Origin of the sequence: Gordonia sp. SGD-V-85, assembly GCF_001456905.1 — a bacterium.
Classification (GTDB): Bacteria; Actinomycetota; Actinomycetes; order Mycobacteriales; family Mycobacteriaceae; genus Gordonia; species Gordonia hongkongensis.
Genome location: NZ_LNQO01000033.1, coordinates 14,226 through 34,312 on the forward strand (window position 1 = coordinate 14,226; position 20,087 = coordinate 34,312).

The 20,087-nt window shown below is 69.0% G+C and carries 15 protein-coding genes and 1 pseudogene; 7 read left to right on the plus strand and 9 right to left on the minus strand.

The features are described from left to right. Positions 1 to 8: 8 nt before the first annotated feature. The 8 genes from pheT to infC form a co-directional block, all read right to left on the minus strand. Complete coding sequence (gene pheT / locus AS181_RS23430; protein ID WP_058253848.1) at positions 9 to 2,486, minus strand: phenylalanine--tRNA ligase subunit beta; 2,478 nt, start codon at positions 2,484 to 2,486, stop codon at positions 9 to 11. A 63-nt stretch (positions 2,487 to 2,549) separates the two neighbouring features. Beyond that, positions 2,550 to 3,602, minus strand: a complete 1,053-nt coding sequence (pheS, locus tag AS181_RS23435) for a phenylalanine--tRNA ligase subunit alpha (protein WP_058253849.1) — start codon at positions 3,600 to 3,602, stop codon at positions 2,550 to 2,552. A gap of 124 nt (positions 3,603 to 3,726) precedes the next feature. Beyond that, on the minus strand, positions 3,727 to 5,121 hold the full coding sequence (locus tag AS181_RS23440; protein WP_058253850.1) for an acyltransferase family protein: 1,395 nt from the start codon (positions 5,119 to 5,121) through the stop codon (positions 3,727 to 3,729). Between the two features lie 110 nt (positions 5,122 to 5,231). Next, complete coding sequence (locus tag AS181_RS23445) at positions 5,232 to 7,712, minus strand: Tex family protein (RefSeq protein WP_058253851.1); 2,481 nt, start codon at positions 7,710 to 7,712, stop codon at positions 5,232 to 5,234. A gap of 46 nt (positions 7,713 to 7,758) precedes the next feature. Beyond that, entirely contained in the window at positions 7,759 to 8,568 is an 810-nt protein-coding gene (locus tag AS181_RS23450; protein ID WP_058253852.1) for a TrmH family RNA methyltransferase, read from the minus strand. A 47-nt stretch (positions 8,569 to 8,615) separates the two neighbouring features. Next, entirely contained in the window at positions 8,616 to 8,996 is a 381-nt protein-coding gene (rplT, locus tag AS181_RS23455) for a 50S ribosomal protein L20 (RefSeq protein WP_010844357.1), read from the minus strand. A 43-nt stretch (positions 8,997 to 9,039) separates the two neighbouring features. Next, complete coding sequence (gene rpmI / locus AS181_RS23460; protein ID WP_012834577.1) at positions 9,040 to 9,234, minus strand: 50S ribosomal protein L35; 195 nt, start codon at positions 9,232 to 9,234, stop codon at positions 9,040 to 9,042. 146 nt (positions 9,235 to 9,380) lie between these two features. Beyond that, positions 9,381 to 10,022 (minus strand): translation initiation factor IF-3, encoded by a 642-nt coding sequence (gene infC / locus AS181_RS23465; RefSeq protein WP_162540013.1) that lies wholly within the window; start codon positions 10,020 to 10,022, stop codon positions 9,381 to 9,383. A gap of 265 nt (positions 10,023 to 10,287) precedes the next feature. Here infC and AS181_RS23470 point away from each other — a divergent pair, with 265 nt between their 5' ends. Beyond that, the gene (locus tag AS181_RS23470) at positions 10,288 to 10,713 is read left to right on the plus strand and encodes a DUF1844 domain-containing protein (RefSeq protein ID WP_058253854.1); all 426 of its coding nucleotides are present in this window, start codon (positions 10,288 to 10,290) and stop codon (positions 10,711 to 10,713) included. 73 nt (positions 10,714 to 10,786) lie between these two features. Next, the gene (locus AS181_RS23475) at positions 10,787 to 11,074 is read left to right on the plus strand and encodes a hypothetical protein (protein ID WP_058253855.1); all 288 of its coding nucleotides are present in this window, start codon (positions 10,787 to 10,789) and stop codon (positions 11,072 to 11,074) included. A 114-nt stretch (positions 11,075 to 11,188) separates the two neighbouring features. Here the strand turns inward: AS181_RS23475 and uvrA are convergent, their stop codons facing one another. Continuing rightward, the gene (gene uvrA, locus AS181_RS23480; RefSeq protein WP_058253856.1) at positions 11,189 to 14,071 is read right to left on the minus strand and encodes an excinuclease ABC subunit UvrA; all 2,883 of its coding nucleotides are present in this window, start codon (positions 14,069 to 14,071) and stop codon (positions 11,189 to 11,191) included. A 241-nt stretch (positions 14,072 to 14,312) separates the two neighbouring features. On the opposite strand from uvrA, the gene AS181_RS23485 reads away from it, so the two are divergent. From AS181_RS23485 to AS181_RS23505, 5 genes and pseudogenes are all read left to right on the plus strand, one after another. Continuing rightward, positions 14,313 to 15,011 carry an MBL fold metallo-hydrolase gene (locus AS181_RS23485; protein ID WP_058253857.1) on the plus strand — a complete coding sequence of 233 codons (699 nt, stop codon included), beginning with the start codon at positions 14,313 to 14,315 and terminating at the stop codon, positions 15,009 to 15,011. Between the two features lie 237 nt (positions 15,012 to 15,248). Beyond that, positions 15,249 to 16,322, plus strand: a complete 1,074-nt coding sequence (locus AS181_RS23490) for a DoxX family protein (RefSeq protein ID WP_058253858.1) — start codon at positions 15,249 to 15,251, stop codon at positions 16,320 to 16,322. Between the two features lie 106 nt (positions 16,323 to 16,428). Beyond that, on the plus strand, positions 16,429 to 17,118 hold the full coding sequence (locus AS181_RS23495) for a hypothetical protein (RefSeq protein ID WP_091344492.1): 690 nt from the start codon (positions 16,429 to 16,431) through the stop codon (positions 17,116 to 17,118). Next, a complete protein-coding gene (locus AS181_RS23500; RefSeq protein ID WP_058253859.1) occupies positions 17,115 to 19,463 on the plus strand; it encodes a HelD family protein in 2,349 nt (782 codons plus the stop codon). Before AS181_RS23495 ends, AS181_RS23500 begins: the two co-directional genes overlap by 4 nt. Positions 19,464 to 19,822: 359 nt before the next feature. Then, positions 19,823 to 20,087: pseudogene (locus AS181_RS23505) on the plus strand (IS1380 family transposase); the annotation flags it as partial.

Genomic DNA, 20,087 nt, shown 5'->3' on the forward strand with positions numbered 1-20,087 from the left:
CGTTGGGGTCAGCGGAGACGGGCCCCCACCCGCGCGGCGGCTGCGTCGACGGCGGCCAGCTTGGCCTCGTTGGCCTCGTCCTCGGTGAGGGTACGGTCCGGGGCGCGGAACCGCAGCGAGAACGTCAACGATTTGTTGCCCGCGCCGACCTGTTCACCGGTGAAGACGTCGAACAATGCGATGTCCTCGAGCAGGTCGCCGGCCCCCTCACGAAGCGCCTTCTGGACGTCCGCAGCCGGGACCTCCCCTCCGACGACGACGTTGACGTCCTGCAGGACCGCGGGGAACACCGACACCGACGGCGCCGGGAGTCGCGCGTCCAGGGGCAGTGCGTCGATGTCGATCTCCACCGCGCAGGTCCGCTTCGGCAGATGGGCCCGCTCGAGCACCGCGGGGTGGAGTTCGCCGGCGTAACCGACCGTGCGGCCGTCGACCGTCAGCCGCGCGCAGCGGCCGGGATGCCACGGTCGCTGATCGTCGGCGGTGAGCTCGACGGTCACCCCCGCCGCGCGACCGATCGTGCGCGCCGCCTCGAAGGCATCGAGGTGGTCGGCGGCGCGTCCCGGCCCCCAGGGGCCCGCGGGATCGCGCAGTCCGGTGAGGACGACGCCGACGTGCAGCGGCTGATGGGGCAGCGAGGCGTCGAGCGCCGCGATCTCCTCGTCGGTCGGGCGGCGCGTGACGTCGAGCGCGTCCACCGCGGCGACGTGATCGCCGGCGATGACGACCTGACCGATGGTGAACAGCGACAGATCCCGCTGACCGCGTGCGATGTTGCGGGCCGCCATCTCGAGTAGCCCCGGGAGCAACGTCGTGTTGAGCTCGGGGCGATCGGACTCGAGTGGGTTGAGGACCTTCACGGTGCGCCGGCGCTCATCGTCGGCGGGCAGGTCCCAGAGGTCGAACACGCCGGCCGGCATGAACGGATACGGCAGGACCTCGACGTAGCCGTCGAGCGCGAGGGTGCGTCCCACGCTGCGCCGGCGTCGCTGAACCGGGGTGAGTCCGGTGCCGCCGGGCGCGCGGGGAACCACGGCGGGGATGTCCTCCAAGCCCTCCAGACGCAGGACCTCCTCGACCAGGTCGGCGCGTTGCCGCAGATCGGGTCGCCACGAGGGCGGGAACACGTCCAGCTCGTCGGTCCCGGTCACCACGCAACCGACCTCGGTCAGCCGCGTCAGGGTGGTTCCCGGCGGATAGCTGACGCCCGCGACCCGGTCCGGTTCGTCGGCAGCGATGGCGATGGTCGACCGGATCGGGGTCTGGACATGGGTCTCGGACAGCGGTGAGGCGATGCGTCCACCGGCGATCTCGACGATCAGCCGGGCGGCGCGGTCGGAGGCCACCGCGGTGATCTCGGGGTCGACGATCCGCTCGAACCGCTTGCTGGCCTCGGAGGTCAGCTTGTGGCGCTTCGCGGTGCGGAAGACCCGAACCGGATCGAAGGTCGCCGACTCCAGCAGCACCGTCGTCGTCTCGGGACCCACCTCGGTGCTCGCGCCGCCCATGACACCGGCGAGGGCGATCGGTCCGGTCTCGTCGGCGATCAGCACATCCTCGGGGTCGAGGATGCGAACGGTGTCGTCGAGGGTGGTGAGCTTCTCCCCCGGCTGGGCCGACCGGACCGTGACGGCTCCGGTGACACGGTCGGCGTCGAAGGCGTGCAGCGGCTGACCGAGTTCGATCATGACGTAGTTGGTGATGTCGACGATCGCGGAGATGGGGCGGATACCGGCGACCATGAGCCGCTTCTGCATCCACCACGGGGAGATCGCAGTCGGGTCCACACCGGTGATGACCCGAGCGGTGTAGCGGATCGCGCCAGAGTTCTCGTCGATGGCGACCGGCCACGCCGAGGCCGACCCGTCGTCCGCCAGGTCCGCGGCCCGGAGTCCGGGATCGACGAACGGGACCCCGAAGCTGCCCGCGAGCTCGCGGCCCAGGCCGCGCACCGAGAACGCGTAGCCGCGGTCGGGGGTGACGTTGACGTCGATCGCCGCGTCGGCGAGTCCCAACACCTCGCGGGCGTCCGCGCCCGGTTCGGCGGTCCCGGGCGCGAGCACGAGGATGCCGCTGTGATCGGTGCCGATACCCAGCTCGGAGACCGAGCAGATCATGCCGTCGGACACCCGGCCGTAGGTCTTGCGCGAGGCGATCTCGAAGGGACCGGGGAGCACGACCCCCGGCAGCGCGGCGACGATCAGGTCACCCTCGGTGAAGTTGCGTGCACCACAGACGATTCCGCGGGGCTCGTCCTCACCGACGGCGACCGTGCAGAACCGGATCGGCTTCTTGAACTCGGTGAGCTCCTCGATCGTCTCTACTCGACCGATCACCAGCGGTCCGGTGATCTCCGGGAACGCCTCGATGTCCTCGATCTCGAACCCGACACGGACGAAACCGGCGTCGATCTCATCGGTGGTCGCCGACCACTGCGGGTCGCCGGCGCGGAGTACCTCGGTGTACCAGGACTGTGGTGCACGCACTGTGTATCAACTACTTTCGTCGCGTCGTGGGGAGTCGTCGGGGCGGGATCTGCGCGGTGCCGGTCAGGCGGCCGGACCGAACGGGAGGGTGAACCGGATGTCCCCCTCGACCATGTCCCGCATGTCGGAGATGTCGTTGCGGAACTGCAAGGTGCGCTCCAGGCCCATGCCGAAAGCGAATCCGGAGTACACATCCGGGTCGATACCGCTGGCGCGCAACACATTCGGGTTGACCATGCCGCAGCCGCCCCACTCGACCCAGCCGGGTCCGCCCTTCTTGGCGGGGAACCACACGTCGACCTCGGCGGAGGGTTCGGTGAACGGGAAGTAGCTCGCCCGCATGCGGGTCGTCGTCTCCGGGCCGAAGAGTGCCCGCGCGAAGGTCTCCAGGGTGCCCCGCAGGTTCGCCAGTGTGAGTCCCTTGTCGACGGCGAGTCCCTCGATCTGATGGAAGACCGGGGTGTGGGTGGCGTCGAGCTCGTCGGTCCGGAACGTCCGGCCCGGGCACGCCACGTAGATGGGCAGGTCCCGGCTCAGCATCGAGCGCACCTGCACCGGCGAGGTGTGCGTCCGCAGGACCTGCCGCGATCCCTCGGGCGCGATGTAGAAGGTGTCCTGCATCGACCGGGCGGGGTGGTCGGGCAGGAAGTTGAGCGCGTCGAAATTGTAGTGCTCGGTTTCGACCTCCGGGCCCTCCGCGATCTCCCAGCCCATACCGACGAACACGTCGGCCACCTGCTCGGCGATGACGGTGATGGGATGTCGCGCGCCCACCGGACGCCGGCCGCTCGGCAGCGTCACGTCGACCGATTCGGCGACGAGGACCGCCGCGTCCCGCTCGGCGTCGAGGACGGCGGTGCGCGCCTCCAGGGCCGCCGACACCCGGCCGCGCACCTGGTTGACCAGCTTGCCGGCTTCGGAACGCTCCTCTTTGGGGAGGGAACCCAGCGCGCGCCGGGCGAGTGCGATCGGCGAGCGGTCACCGAGGTGCGCCGACTTGGCCGCCGCGAGCTGATCGAGGTCGGCCGCCGCCTCGAAGTCCTCGATGGCCGACGTCGCGGCCGCCTCGAGGTCGTCGGGTCCCGGGAATGCCGTTGCGTCGGCGGAAGTGGCCACGGTGGGCGTGCTCCTCGTGCGTCGATCGATGGATGGTCGGCATCGTCGTCGCGCTGTGCACGCCGACCCAACGGGCCGGCGGACACCTCCGGCGCCGACGATGACTCCCGTCGAGGGTAGTCGACTACCGCGGGGCGCTGACCTGCAGGGAGGCGTCGTCACCGGGAAGCCCTGGCGCTGCCGTCGGACGACCGGCGGGAACCGCGACGCAACGCGAGCAGGTGGCACAGGCGAGGCCCATGATCAGCCACCACACGCCGTCGCCGGTCAGACCCCCGCGCGCGAGCATCAGCACCGCCACGCCGAGCCCGGCCAGCGCCGTCAGCAGGGCCGCGTTCCGCACCGGTCCGCTGCGCCGGGCGACCGGTTCGTCCCACCACGGCAGGGACCGGTTCTCGAGTGGAGACAGGATCGCGACCACCGGGACCATGCCCGCGAGCAGCAACACGGTCTGCGCCCCGACGATCATCGGGAAGGACGCCGCGCCGACGTCGGCGCGGTCGATGCCGGCCATGGCGCACAGACCGATGATCGCCGCGAGCACCGGCAGATGCCAGAGATACAGCGTCATCGCGCCCCGGTTGCCCAGCACCACCCACCACCAGACGCGCGGACGGTCGGCCACGACCGCGAGGAATCGGCGCACCGCGATCGCGCCCGCGCACAACACGATCGCGTGGCCGGCGAGCAGCAGGCTCGGCGGACTCATGTTGGACAGGTGCTGGCCCGGAACCGTCACGAGGGAGACCTCGTAGGGTCCCCACGTGACGAGGACGAGGTCGGCTGCCAGCGCACCGGCGGCCGCGAGGACGGCGAGCCCGGGCCGCAGGATCTTCTTGGCGTACGCGACCCCGAGGACCGCGGGGATCGTCCACACGGCGAGGAAATTCAGGTAGCCGAGCGCAGCGGGGCCGTCCGTCAGTCGGACGGCGTCGACGATCGCCGTGCTCCCCCAACACACCGCCAGGGCGGCCAGCACACCACCGACGGACCGGAGGCGCTGCAGGAACGGGACCACCGCCAGCACGAGCAGGTAGGCGCCGAGGAACCACAGCAACTGCACCCCGAGACGCGCGACCACGTCGGCCGCCACCGTGGCACCGGTGCCGGACAGGACGGCATACACGGCCGCGACGGCCCCGAGGTACCAGAACACCGGGCGCATCAACCGTTGTGTCCGGGCGACGAGCCACTGCCCGGCGGTCGGTGTGGCACCGTCGCCGCGCGAGGTCCAGCCGCGGGTCGCCGCGGCGGCACCGGCGAAGAAGAACAGCGGCAGCACCTGCAGCAGCCAGGTTGCCGGCTGCAGAGCGGGCACGTCGCCGAGTGTGTTGCCGAGATGAATCGAATCGTCGGTCGCCTCGACGGTGAGCATGATCGAGTGGCCGGCGACCACGACCGCCAGCGACATGATGCGGATCAGGTCGATGACGCGGTCGCGGTCCCCGGTGAGGGCGGAGAGTTCACGGGGCGTGGGCAGGCCGGTCGACGCCGACCGTCGCGAGACGATGCTGGGCATGGCGTCGAGTCTCGGCCGCGGCGACCGGCACGGCCTGAGGGAAACTACTCGCTCGGGGTCGGCAATCCCCGCATCCGCGAACGCGCAACCGGCCCGCCCGGGCCGAGACCCTACTTGCCGAAGCCGGCTCTCTTGAGCGCGTCGGCCATCGCCCCGCTGGGTGCCGGGCGTCGATCGTTCCGGTTCCCGCCTCGGTTGCCCTGTCCCTGAGCGCCCCGGCCCTGGCCGCCCGGGTTGCCGCGTCCGCCGCCGCGTTGATCGTTCTTCCGCGGCTGATTGCCGCCGCCACGAGCACTGTCCTCCCGCCCTTGCCCCCGAGGCGCGCGGGAGGGTTTGCCGTCACTGCCCGGTTCGTCGTCGAGCCGCAGCGACAACCCGATGCGTTTGCGGTCGATGTCGACGTCCATGACCTTGACCTTCACGATGTCGCCGGACTTGACGACCTCGTGAGGGTCGGAGACGAAGCGGTGTGCCATCGCCGAGACGTGGACGAGGCCGTCCTGGTGCACGCCGACGTCGACGAATGCGCCGAAGGCGGCCACGTTGGTGACCTGACCTTCGAGGACCATCCCCGGGGTCAGGTCGGAGACCTTCTCGATGCCCGTGGCAAACGTCGCGGTCTTGAACTCCGGCCGCGGGTCGCGCCCGGGCTTGTCGAGTTCGGCGATGATGTCGACCACGGTCGGACGACCGAACGTCTCGTCGACGAACTCCTCGGGTCGCAACTTGGTGAGGGTCGCGGTGTCGCCGATCAGCGACCGGACATCTGTGCCCACCTTCTCGAGGATGCGTGTGACGACCGGGTACGCCTCCGGGTGCACGCTCGACGCGTCGAGCGGATTGTCGCCGTCGGCGATGCGCAAGAAGCCGGCGCACTGCTCGAAAGCTTTGGGGCCGAGCCTGGGCACCGCGGTGATCTGCTTGCGATCTCGGAACGCGCCATTGGTGTCACGATGCGCGACAATCGATTCCGCGAGGCCCGCGGTGATGCCGGACACGCGGGACAGCAGCGGCACCGACGCGGTGTTCACGTCGACGCCGACCGCGTTCACCGCGTCTTCGACGACCGCCCCGAGTGAGCGCGCGAGCAGGGTCTCGGAGATGTCGTGCTGATACTGCCCCACGCCGATCGACTTCGGATCGATCTTCACGAGCTCGGCGAGCGGATCCTGCAACCGGCGGGCGATCGAGACCGCGCCGCGGATGGAGACGTCGAGGTCCGGCAATTCCTTCGACGCGTACGCCGACGCCGAGTAGACCGAGGCACCCGCCTCGGACACGACGACGCTCGTCGGCGGCTTCTTGCCGGCCTCCTTGATCGCCGACAGGAGTTCGCCGGCGAGCGCATCGGTCTCGCGTGAGGCGGTGCCGTTGCCGATGGCAATGAGTTCGACGCCGTGCTTCTCGACGAGTGCGCCGAGCACGGCGAGCGAACCGGACTTGTCGCGCCGGGGCTCGTGCGGATAGATCGTCGCGTGGTCGACGACCCTGCCGGTCGCGTTCACCACTGCGACCTTCACGCCGGTGCGTAGGCCGGGATCGAGACCCATCGTCGTACGGGACCCGGCGGGCGCGGCCAGCAGGAGGTCCTTGAGGTTCGTCGCGAACACGGCGACCGCGTCGGCCTCGGCGGCCTGACGCAGCCGCATCCGGACGTCGAGGGACAGCCCGACGAACAGCTTGGTCCGCCATGCCCAGCGCACCGTGTCGGTGAGCCACCGGTCGGCGGGACGACCCTGATCGGCGATGCCGAACCGGGCGGCGATGCGCTGCTCGTACGGTCCGGGGCCGGCGGGCCGGTCGGCCGCTTCCGGGTCGGCGTCGAGGGTGACCGACAGGATCTCCTCGCGCTCGCCGCGCAGCACGGCCAGCACCCGGTGCGACGGCAGCGAGGTGAACGGTTCGGAGAACTCGAAGTAGTCGGCGAACTTGGCGCCGGCCGACTCCTTGCCGTCGCGAACCGCCGTGCGCAGCACTCCGGTCTGCCACATCAGCTCACGGAGTTCGCCGACGAGGTCGGCGTCTTCGGCGAACCGCTCCACGGCGATCGCGCGGGCACCGTCGAGCTGCTCGGCGGTGAAGGTCGCCGGGTCCGTCGTCGGGTCCGAGAGCAGCGCATCGGCCACCGGCTCGTGTCCGGCCTCGCGTGCGATCTGGGCTTTGGTGCGGCGCTTCGGCTTGTAGGGCAGGTAGATGTCCTCAAGGCGCGCCTTGGTGTCGGCCTCGAGGATGCGCGCATCGAGTGCGGCGTCGAGTTTGCCCTGCGCGGCGATGGATTCGCGGACGGCCTGGCGTCGGGCCTCGAGGTCGCGCAGGTAACCGAGACGCTCGTCGAGGGTACGCAGCTGCGCGTCGTCGAGGCCGCCGGTGGCCTCCTTGCGGTATCGGGCGACGAACGGAACCGTCGATCCCCCGTCGAGCAACTCGATCGCCGAGCGCACCTGACCGGCGCCCACCCCGAGTTCGGTCGCGATCGCCGACGCGATGCGGGAGTTCACGACCGCAGGATCGGGCGCGGGCACCGTCTGGGGTGCAGCGGCCGGCGAGCCGGGGGTCGCGGGTGCGGGTTCGGGCGCGGAGTCGGGTGACACAGTTTCTGACACGATCGCCGACCCTACCGGCCGACTCGGACAGCGGTCAGACGCGACCCGCCGCGCCGTGGACACGGGCGCTCTCGTACAGACAGATGGCCGCCGCGGCAGCGACATTCAGGCTCTCGGCGCGGCCACGGATGGGGATCGACACGCGGTGGTGGGCGGAGCGCTGCACCTCGACCGACAGGCCGTGGGCCTCGTTGCCGAAGAGCCATGCGACGCGGCCGGAGAGGATGTCGCCCGCCGCGTCCAGGGCGACCTCGCCATCGGCCGCGGTCGCCAACAGGCTGATGCCGGACCCCCGGATGGCGTCGAGGGCGTCGTCGACGGCGCGCTCACGCACCACGGGCACCGTGAACACGCTTCCCGCGCTCGCACGGACGCACTTGCCGTTGTGGGGGTCGACGGCATCGCCGAGCAGGATCACCGCGTCGGCGCCCATCGCGTCGGCGCAGCGGATGAGCGTGCCCGCGTTCCCGGGCTCCCGCGGCTCGACCGCGATCGCGAGGAGTCGCGGCCCGGCGGTGAGGACGGCGTCGAGCGGCACGTCGAGCAACGGGCAGATCGCGAAGATGCCCGCGGGCGTGGACGTCTCGGCCAGCTTCGACGCGGCGCGGCCGGTGATCACCGACACCGGGACGCCGGCCGCCGCGGCGGTCTCGGCGAGATCGCGATGACGGAACTGCTCGTCGTCAGCGACCAGGACCGCCTCGGCCCGTCCGACGGCCAGCGCCGAGGCGACGGCATTGGCACCTTCGGCGACGAAGCGACCCTGGTCGCGCCGCTCGGCCGCGCGATGCAGCTTCGCATACGACACGACCCGCGAGGACCGCTCGGACAGGACCTCCGTCATCGGAGGTTCGTCCGCGCGACTCGCGGGTCGTGGGTGCTGGTGCGCAATCAGGCAGCCGGCGCGTTGACGTCGGCCGGCAGTGCCTTGCGGGCGACCTCGACCAGACCGGTGAAGGCCTCGGGATCGGTCACGGCGATGTCGGCGAGCACCTTGCGGTCGACCTCGACACCCGCGGCCTTGAGGCCCTGGATGAGGCGGTTGTAGGTGATGTCGTTGGCGCGGGCCGCGGCGTTGATACGCGAGATCCACAGCTTGCGGAACTCACCCTTGCGCGCGCGACGGTCGCGGTAGGCGTAGTTCAGCGAGTGGAGCTGCTGCTCCTTCGCCTTGCGGTAGAGGCGCGACCGCTGTCCGCGGTAGCCCTTCGAGGCCTCGAGGGTGGACCGACGCTTCTTCTGGGCGTTGACGGCCCTTTTCACGCGTGCCATGTGTTAGATCCTTTTGCTTGTCAGATGTCTGGGGTCGCTGGCGTCAGCGGTTGAGCAGTCGCTTGATGCGCGGGGCGTCGTTCTCGCTGACGACGGTGGTGCCGTCGAGACGACGGGTGCGCCGAGACGACTTGTGCTCGAGCAGGTGGCGGCGGTTGGCCTTCTGGCGGACGATCTTTCCGCTGCCGGTCACCTTGAAGCGCTTCGCGGTGCCCTTGTGGGTCTTGCTCTTCGGCATGTTCTTCCTTCTCTCGGGCGAACTCGGGCACCGGACCCGGCGAGGTCCGGTGTGTACCCGTGTTCGCGTGTCGTGATCTAGGCCGGAGCGGTTCGGACTCTCGTCCGGCCGATCGACTCAGTTCTCGTCCGCTCAGTTCTCGCGGATCAGCTCGCGTCTGGGGCGGCCTTCGGGCCACCGGAACGCTCACGGCTCTCTTGCGCCTTCTGGCGGGTCTTCGCACCCTTGTGCGGCGCGAGGACCATCGTCATGTTGCGGCCGTCCTGCTTGGCCGAGGTCTCGACGAAGCCGTAGTCGGCGACATCGTTGCCCAGGCGCTGCAACAGTCGGTAGCCGAGCTCGGGGCGGGACTGCTCGCGGCCGCGGAACATGATGGTGACCTTCACCTTGGATCCCGCTTCGAGGAACCGGATGACGTGACCCTTCTTGGTCTCGTAATCGTGGTCGTCGATCTTGGGACGGAGCTTCTGCTCCTTGATGACGGTCATCTGCTGGTTGCGACGCGATTCGCGCTGCTTCTGGGCCGCTTCGTACTTGAACTTGCCGTAGTCCATGATCTTGCAGACCGGCGGACGGGCGTCCGGGGCCACCTCGACCAGGTCGAGATCGGCCTCGTAGGCCAAGCGAAGCGCATCTTCAACACGCACGATGCCCACCTGCTCCGAGTTGGGTCCGACGAGTCGGACCTCAGGGACGCGGATGCGCTCGTTGATGCGGGTCTCAGTGCTGATGGGGCCTCCTTGTTCAATCCTGCAGTGGTAACCGTCGCGTCGTGGCGAGGGACGTATGCAAGAGAACCTGCGGGACACCTCAGCAAGGAAGCCCCGGGACTGATGTCCGCGGGGCTCCGATACCGACCGGTTCGTCCACGCGTGCCAGTGCTGACACACGCTGCCGACGACGTACAGCTCAGCATCCAGAGATGCGATCTGCGACGATCGGCGTGAACCGGACCGTGCAACTGCGAGAACCTCGCGTCGAACGGTGGGAGCGGAACTCCACTTACGACCCCGGCGCATACCAGGGCGGTCGTGCTATGGGAGTCTAACAGCCATGGCCGAGAACTCCTATTCGTCACCTGCACCGTTACCCCCGGAGGGTGCGACGGGCGATGGCGCCGACCTGGGAGATGCGGCGCACACCGATCCCGACAACGTCCGTGACCTGGGCGATATTCCGGCCATCGAGGTCATCACCCGATCCATCGTCATGCTGATGAGCGCGGCGGCCGAGAAGCTCGGCCTGGCCGAGGGGACCCCGGCCGACCGGATCGACCTGCCCGAGGCCCGCACCCTGATCACCGCCCTGGCCGGCATCGTCGACGCGTCGAAAGCCGATCTCGGCATCCACGCCGCGCCCATCCGCGACGGCCTCAAAGGGCTGCAGCTGGCGTTCCGGGAGGCCAGTGCATACCCGGACGAACCCGGCGAGGGCCCGGGCGAGAAATACACCGGCCCGGTTCGCGCGCCTCGGCGGTAGTGGCCTCGACACGCTGCGGCCTCGCTCCGCTCGGTCGGCGCTGCTCGACCAGCGGAGGGCCTACGCTGGACCCATGACGAATGCCGAGGAGCCCGGACGGTCCGACGAGATCATCGATGCGGAGATCGTGCCGACCGGCCCGGTGCCCGGAGCGGTTCCCGATCCGAATTACTCCGACAGCGGCGTCCCGACCTTCGACTTCGTGCGCGACAAGATCGAGAACCGCATCACCACCGCGATCGGGTCGCAGGAGCTGGCGGAGGCGAGCGCCGAAGGCCAGTCCGTCGACGAGATGATGCGCAAACGCGACGAGGCCGCGAAGAAGCGACTCGAGGAGATCCGCAAGTCGATGGGTTCGTAGCGCACTCCCCCCGCCGCGCATTCCCCCTCAGAACACGCAAATCGCCACTCCCGTTGACGTGTGCCGCGGTAACCGGCGCTCCTGCAACGGAAGTGGCGATTCGCGTTCGGTGGCTCAGCCGACCGACGCCACCGCGTGGTCGATGTCGACGATCTCGGCCAGGAATTTGCCGGTGTGGCTGCCCGGGGTCGAGGCGATGTCCTCCGGAGTACCTTCGCCGACCACGGTTCCACCACCCGCGCCACCCTCGGGTCCCATGTCGATGACCCAGTCGGCGGTCTTGATGACATCGAGGTTGTGCTCGATCACGATGACCGTGTTGCCCTTGTCGACCAGACCGTTGATCACGGCGAGCAGCTTCTTGATGTCCTCGAAGTGCAGACCGGTGGTCGGCTCGTCGAGGATGTAGACCGTCCGGCCCATCGACCGCTTCTGCAATTCGGCCGCCAGCTTCACGCGCTGTGCCTCACCGCCGGACAGCGTCGGCGCCGGCTGCCCGAGCCGGACATAGCCCAGACCGACGTCGACGAGTGTCTTCAGGTAGCGATGGATCGAGGTGACTGGCTCGAAGAAGTCGGCGGCCTCCTCGATCGGCATGTCGAGGACCTCGGAGATGGTCTTGCCCTTGTAGTGCACCTCGAGGGTCTCACGGTTGTACCGCGCGCCGTGGCAGACCTCGCACGGGACGTACACGTCCGGCAGGAAGTTCATCTCGATCTTGATCGTGCCCTCACCGGTGCACGCCTCGCAGCGGCCGCCCTTGACGTTGAACGAGAACCGCCCCGGTTGATAGCCGCGGACCTTCGCCTCGGTCGTCGCCGCGAACAACGTGCGGATCTTGTCGAAGACACCGGTGTAGGTGGCCGGGTTCGACCGCGGGGTGCGCCCGATCGGCGACTGGTCGACCTGCACGAGCTTGTCCAGGTTGTCCAGACCCTTGATGCGGGTGTGACGCCCGGGCACCTGACGCGCGCCGTTGAGCTTGTTGGCGAGCACGGTGGCCAGGATGTCGTTGACGAGCGTCGACTTGCCCGACCCCGAGACACCGGTGACCGCGGTCATCACGCCGAGCGGGAACGACACGTCAATGCCACGGAGATTGTGTTCCCGTGCGCCGACGACCGTCAGCTGGCGCTTGCGATCGATCGGCCGCCGGATGTCCGGCACCGGCAGGGTGTCGCGACCGGCGAGGTAAGCACCGGTCAGCGACTTCCGGTTCTTCAGCAGGTCCTTGTAACTGCCGCTGTGCACCACGTGCCCGCCGTGCTCCCCGGCACGGGGCCCGATGTCGACGATCCAATCGGCGGCGCGGATGGTGTCCTCGTCGTGTTCGACGACGATCAGTGTGTTGCCCAGATCCCGAAGCCGCGTCAACGTGTCGATGAGTCGGCGGTTGTCGCGCTGGTGCAGACCGATCGACGGCTCGTCGAGAACATAGAGGACGCCCGCGAGACCCGAACCGATCTGGGTGGCCAGGCGGATGCGCTGCGCCTCACCGCCCGACAACGAACCCGCGGCGCGCTCGAGCGACAGGTACTCGAGTCCGACGTCGAGCAGGAAGCGGATGCGGGCCTGGACCTCCTTGAGGACCCGTCCCGCGATCGCGGCCTGCCGGGAGTCGAGCCGCAGTTGGTCGAGGAAGTCGGCGCAATCGGCGACCGACAGGGCGCACACCTCGGCGATCGACTTCGGCCCGAACTCCGGGTGGTCGAGCGTGACGGCGAGGATCTCCGGGCGCAGGCGCGCACCCTGACAGGCAGGACACGGCACGTCCCGCATGTAGCCCTCGTACCGCTCCTTCATCTGCTCGGACTCGGTCTGGTCCATGCGGCGCGCGAGGAACGAGAGCACGCCCTCGAACTCGGTGTAGTACGAGCGGGTGCGGCCGTACCGGTTGCGGAACTTGACGTGGACCTGGTGGTCGCTGCCGTTGAGCAGGGCCCTGCGCGCCTTGATCGGCAGCTTCTTCCAGGGCGTGTTGATGTCGAACTTCATCTGATCGGCCAGACCGGACATCAACCGGAGGAAGTAATCGGCGTTGTGCCCGGTCGACCACGGCGCGATGGCACCCTCGGCGAGCGACATCTCCGGGTCGGGCACGACGAGCTCCTCGTCGACCTCCTTGCGGATGCCGAGCCCGTCGCATTCCGGGCATGCGCCGTACGGCGAGTTGAACGAGAACGACCGCGGTTCGAGGTCGTCGATCGCGATCGGATGCGCATTCGGGCAGGCCATCCGCTCCGAGAAGCGGCGCTCGCGTTCCGGGTCGTCCTCCTCGAGGTCGACGAAGTCGAGCACGATGATGCCGTCGGCCAGACGCAGACCGGTCTCGACCGAATCCGTCAGGCGCTGCTTGGCGCTGGCCTTGACGACCAGGCGGTCGACGACCACCTCGATGTCGTGCTTCTCCTGTTTCTTCAGCTTCGGCGGATCGGTCAGCTGATGGACGACGCCGTCGATGCGGGCGCGGGAGAAGCCCTGGGTCTGGAGCTCGGCGAAGAGGTCGACGAACTCTCCCTTGCGGGTACGCACGACCGGCGCGAGCACCTGGAAGCGCGTGCCCTCGTCCATCGCGAGCACCTGATCCACGATCTGCTGGGGTGTCTGCTTGGCGATGGGCTCGCCGCAGATCGGGCAGTGCGCCTTGCCGGCGCGGGCGTAGAGGAGACGGAGGTAGTCGTAGACCTCGGTGATGGTGCCGACGGTCGACCGGGGATTGCGGTTGGTCGACTTCTGATCGATGGACACCGCGGGCGAGAGGCCCTCGATGAAGTCCACATCCGGCTTGTCCATCTGCCCGAGGAACTGCCTCGCATAGGCGGACAGTGACTCCACGTAGCGCCGCTGCCCCTCCGCGAAGATCGTGTCGAAGGCGAGGGATGACTTGCCCGATCCCGACAACCCCGTGAAGACGATGAGGCTTTCCCGGGGCAGGTCGACATCGATGCCGCGCAGATTGTGTTCGCGGGCACCTCGGACGATCAGACGATCAACCACTGCAGTCCTTACATTCTCGAGTCACAGGGCGCACAGACGGCGCACGGGCACAGTACCGACGGCCACCGACAGAAACGTCGCCATGCACTCGCCCCGGGGAGATTCGGAGTCCGACGACCGGGCGATCGGTCTCGCCGCCCGCGTGTCATCGCCGAACCGATGGTCCAGGGTACGCGCGCCACGCCGGGTTTCATGGTCGCGACCGTCACATTCCGGCTGCCCGCTGTCATAGCCTGTCGGCATGACCTCCCCAGCGACACCGATCAGCGACGACTACACCGGCGACCTCTCCGAGTCGAAGACCCCACAGCGCCGCACGCTGTCGTCGGCCACCATCGTCAAGCTGTCCGTCGGCCCGATGGACAACAACGTCTACCTGGTGACCTCGCGTGCGACGGGCGATCAGCTGATCATCGACGCGGCCAACGACGCGGAGACGATCACCGAGGTCTTGTCGGCCGTCGAGGGAACGCCGAAGCTCATCTTCACGACCCACCAGCATTTCGATCACTGGCAGGCCCTCGCCGCCGTCACCGAGTCCACCGGGGTGCCGACCGCGGCGGGGCGCCTCGACGCCGGTGAACTGCCCGTCACCCCCGACCGCCTCGTCGACGACGGTGACGTCCTCGAGGTCGGCGACCTCACGTTCGAGGCCATCCACCTCGTCGGGCACACCCCGGGATCGATCGCTCTCGCACTCACCGACGTCGACGATAGCGGCGAGCGAACCGTGCACCTCTTCACCGGTGACTGCCTCTTCCCCGGCGGGATCGGCAAGACCTGGAAGCCGGAGGACTTCGACACCCTCCTCACGGACGTCTCGACGAAGCTGTTCGACCGCTTCGACGACTCGACCATCGTTTACCCCGGCCACGGCAAGGACACCACTCTGGGCGCCGAGCGCGGGTCACTACCCGAATGGCGTGAGCGCCGCTGGTGATCCGGAAGCTGGCGACGCCGGTCGACTCCCGAGTGTTTGGTCGCCGTCGCGGGCGGTTACCTGTTCCTCGGATCGTTCGGCGAGTCGTGACCCGCGATGCCCGTAGGTACGTAAACCGGTCACGGCACGCCGAGTGACCTGCAGATTCGTTGCGACAGGGTAGCGTTGAACGGGCCAGAAACGCGCTTCACCCGACGGATCTCGATAGCCAAACCCGACTGAAGAAGGTTGTGACCGATGATTCTCCGCCGTATAGCCCGTCCGCTCCTCGCCTCGGCGTTCGTCGCCAGCGGCGTGGACGCCATCCGGAGCCCCAAACCGATCGCGCAGTCCGCCGAGCCGGTCGTGGACAAGGCCCGGTCGTCGCTCCCGCCCGAGGTGGCCGGCCGGATCCCGGAGAACACCGAGACCCTGGTGCAGATCAACGCCGCCGCCCAGATCGGCGGCGGAATCCTGCTCGCCACCGGCAAGTTCCCGCGCGTGGCGTCCGTCGTCCTGGCCGGCACCCTGATCCCGACGACGGCAGCGGGCACCGACTTCTGGAACGAGGCCGACCCGGTCAAGAAGGAAGCCCAGCGCAACGCGTTCATCAAGAACGTCGGCCTGCTCGGCGGAGTCCTGTTGGCGGCGGTCGACACCGAGGGCAAGCCGTCGCTCGCGTGGCGCGGCCGTCAGAAGGCATCCGCTGTGGCCGCGGCGCTGCCGATCGGTGCCGCCGCCGGGTCGTCGACCTGGGAGCACCTCGTCGAGCGCACCCACGACGGCGCCGAGATCGTCTCCGAGCGGTCCGCCGACGCCGCGGCGAAGTTCCGCGAGCACGCACCCGAGATCGCCGAGGCCGCGCAGAAGCGCTCCCTCGAGCTGGCCGGCAAGGCCGCCGAGACCGCCTCCGATGTCGCGGATCGCATCAAGGACCGCGCTCCGGTCGTCGCCGACGCGGCTCTCCACCGGTCGTCGGAGCTCGCCGACACGGCGCTCGCGCGTTCGTCTGATCTCGCCGAGACCGCGCGCAAGCGGGGCCCGAAGCTCGTGAAGGAAGCGCAGAAGCGAGCCGAGAAGGCTCAGAAGCAGGCGAAGAAGAAGGCTCCGAAGATCGCCGATTCGGCCCGCGACCGCGCGTCCGATCTCGCCGACACCGCCCGCAAGCGCGCACCGGAGTTCGCCGACGTGGCACGCGATCGGTCCGCCGAACTCGCCGACGTCGCCCGCGCACGGTCGGCCGAGCTCGCCGAGACCGCACGCCAGCTCGCCGCAGCTGCCGAGGACTCCGCCGAGCAGAGTCGCAAGCGTCTGCGCAAGGCACGTCGCTGATCCCTCGGGGTCTCCACGCGCACGAGCAACGGATACGAGCACGACCCTGAGCACAACCGATCTCACGACCACGGACGCGGTGCACCCGCCAGAGGATTATCCCTGGGTGCCCGCGTCCGCGGGGCTGAGAGAGGCCTCGCTGCACGAGATGACGCTCGCGGGTCCGCCGTTCGGGACGGTCCCGTCGGTGGGCTCGCGGCTCGTGGTAGCGGTCGGGTCGAATGCCGCCCCCGACGTTCTCCGTCGCAAGCTCGCCCACGTTCCGTCGACGGACCGGATCTGCCTCCGCACGGTCCGCGTCACGAACATCACAGTCGGCCATTCCGCCCATGTAGCGGCCCGGGGATACATTCCGGCCGCACCGATCCTCGCAGGTGAGGGCGCGATCACGACGACCGCGGCCTGGCTGGGTCCCACCCACATCGATGCTCTCGACGCCACCGACCCCAACTATGATCGACAGACAGTGACTACGCGCGACCACCCCGTTCTCGGCCGTCCCTCTCCCCTCCTTCCGGACGAGTGGACCCCGCCTGCGACCTTCGACCTGTACGTGTCCCGGCACGGCGTCCTCGCCGACCCGGTCACCGGTGACCCCGTCCCCTTCGGCGCACAGACCGACGTTCTCGAGTGGCTGTCCCGCCGACTCGACGACGAGACACTCGCCGACCCGGCGTCGCAGGTCTGCCGCCGCTTGTCCGCCGACCCCCGCGCGATGACCGCCCGCATCCGGGCCGCCGGACTGGCCCGGTCCCACGGGTCCCGCGCACCGCTGTCGATCGGGGACGGCCGATGACCGCCCTCTCGCCGGACGCCGACCCCCGCGTGGACGAGGAACAACGGCACCTCGACCGCGTGTACGGCAGGCTGGACCGGATGCGTCGGACCACCCAGCGTCGGTTGTCGTCGACGCTCTCCGAACGCGGCGGCACACCGCAGGCGCTGTCCGAACGCGAGTCCTACGAGCGGATGTACAACGAGGATCTCGCCAAATTCGATGCCGCCGAACACAATCTGTATTTCGGTCGTCTCGACCTCGAGGACGGCGAGATCCGGCGCATCGGACGCATCGGTGTCCTCGACGACGGTTTCGCCGACGACGGCGAACTCGACGCCACCGCCACCGACGCCACCCTGCTGCTGGACTGGCGCGCGCCGCTGGCCCGGCCGTTCTATCTGGCGACGCCCGCCGCGCCCGAGGACGTCGCGCGCCGTCGCCATATCCGCACCCGCAGCCGCAAGGTCCGCGGGGTGAGCGATGAGTCCCTGACCGCAGGCGATGCGCTGCTCGACGACTTCGGACACGGCGACGTCGTCAACGAGTCGGCTCTTGTCGCGGCCCTCAACGCCGCCCGCACCGGCGAGATGACCGACATCGTCGAGACGATCCAGCGCGAGCAGGACCTGATCATCCGGTCGACGCATCGCGGGGTCACCGTCATCCAGGGCGGCCCCGGAACCGGCAAGACCGCCGTGGCGCTGCACCGAGCCGCCTACCTGCTCTACACACATCGCGAGAACCTCTCGCGCAGCGGCATTCTCATCATCGGACCCAACGACGACTTCCTGAACTACATCGGCCAGGTGCTGCCCTCGCTGGGCGAGTCCGGCGTGCTCCTCTCGACCATCGGGGACCTGTTCCCCGGCGTCCGCGCGGGCACCGCCGACCCGCGGACGACCGCCGCGGTCAAGGGCGGACTGCGCATGGTCGACGTCCTCAAGCGGGCGGTGCGTGCCCAACAGTCGCTGCCGTCCCGGCCCGAGGCAGTCGATTTCGACAGCTACACCGTCGAGATCGACTCGGCCCTGGTCAAGGCCGCGCGCGCCAAGGCCCGCGCGACTCGACGCGCCCACAATCTCTCGCAGAACGCCTTCCTGAAGGCGGGACTCGCCGAACTCGCGGCGCGGCACGCGGCGGCCATCGGATCGAGCCTGCTCGACGGTTCGCAGTTGCTCAGCCCCGCCGACATCGCCGACATCCGCGACGACATGAGCCGCGATCCCGACATCCGTGCCGCGTTGCTGCGGTACTGGCCGACGCTGACCCCGCAGGCCCTGCTTCGCGACCTGCTCGGCGACGAACGCGCGATCCGCAAGGCCACCCCGGGTTGGACGGACGCCGATCGTGCGGCGCTGCACCGTCCGTCGCGCCCTGCCACGACGTCGGGCGCGGACTTCTCGCCTGCCGACGTCCCATTGCTGGACGAACTCGCCGAGCTGATCGGTTACGGCACCGAGGACGCGGAGCGGGCCGAACGCGCACGCTGGCGTCGCCAGTTGGCCGAGGCGCAGGACGCACTGGACATCCTGACCGGCTCGGCGCCGCAGGACCTCGAGGACGAACTCGATCCCGAGATCCTGATGGCCTACGACCTGATCGACGCAGAACAGCTCGCGTCCCGCCAGACCGAGACACGACGCGCCACGACGGCCGAACGTGCCTACGGCGACCGCACCTGGACGTTCGGCCACGTCATCGTCGACGAGGCCCAAGAGCTCTCCCCCATGTCCTGGCGGATGGTGATGCGACGCATCCCGAATCGGTGGATGACGATCATCGGCGACACCGCTCAGACATCCGACGAGGCGGGCACGCGCTCGTGGGCCGAGGTCCTGGAGCCGTATGTCGCGAAGCGCTGGCAGTTCAAAGAGCTGTCGGTCAACTACCGGACCCCGAGCGAGATCATGGAGTACGCCGCGCGCGTCCTCGACGAGATCGGCAACGGCGAGAAGGCCCCGACCTCGTTGCGCAGCAACGGGATCGAGCCGGTGGCGCTGCGGGCGGACAACGACTCCCCGCGGAGCATCGCCGACGCCGTCCTCCGAGCCGTCGGGCTCGCCGAACCCGACGGCCTCACCGCCGTCGTGGTCCCCGATCACCTGCACGACGCGATCGATGCGGCGCTGGCGCCGGATTGCTTCACGCTCCCCGACCGGGAGCCACCCCGGGTGTACACGGTGCGGAGCTGTAAGGGTCTGGAGTTCGACACGACCATCGTCCTCGAGCCCACCGCGATCATCGACCAGTCACCACGCGGGCTCAGCGACCTGTACGTCGCCCTCACCCGGGCGACCCAGCGACTCGTCGTCGTCCATCGGGACGACCTCCCCGACGCCCTCGCGGATCTGCCGGCCGGCTGAGGGCGCGCGATCCGCGCTCCGCTCCCGGTTGATGCGACCTGCCGACCCCGTTTACTGCGAAAGCACTCGTTGTGATCGGAGCGGCCCAATTACTGCTCCCTGAGGAGGCCGGAGCTTGCGGAGGCCGTCACGAAGGGTCTTGGCGAGACGGGTTGCGAAGACCCTTCGTGACGCGCCCTCCGCAAGCTCCGGGCGCTCCTCAGGGAGCGGGGGTCGGCCGCGCCCTCCGCAAGCCCCGGGCGCTCCTCAGCCTGGATCCGTGGACGGGTGCGGGGTGTCGATAACGTGAAAATGCCCTCTGAGCTGGAATGATTGGTGGTGTTGAGACACAAAACATTCCAGCTCAGAAGGCACTTTCAGTGAAAGTATCGCACACGTTCTCCGCCACGTCCGCGGTCTTCGACGACAACAACCTGGTGTCGCACGCCGGACTGGTACCGGTCATGAGAGTGGCCGAGTCGACCGGGTTGGCGTCCCTGCTGGGCGAACGGGTCGATCTCGGCACCACCCAGGTCGCCTCCGCTGGGGCCAACCTCGACGCGAAACTGTTGACCGTGATCGGCGGATTGTGTTGCGGCGCTGACAGTATCGACGACCTCGGAATGGTCCGTAGTGGTGGGCACA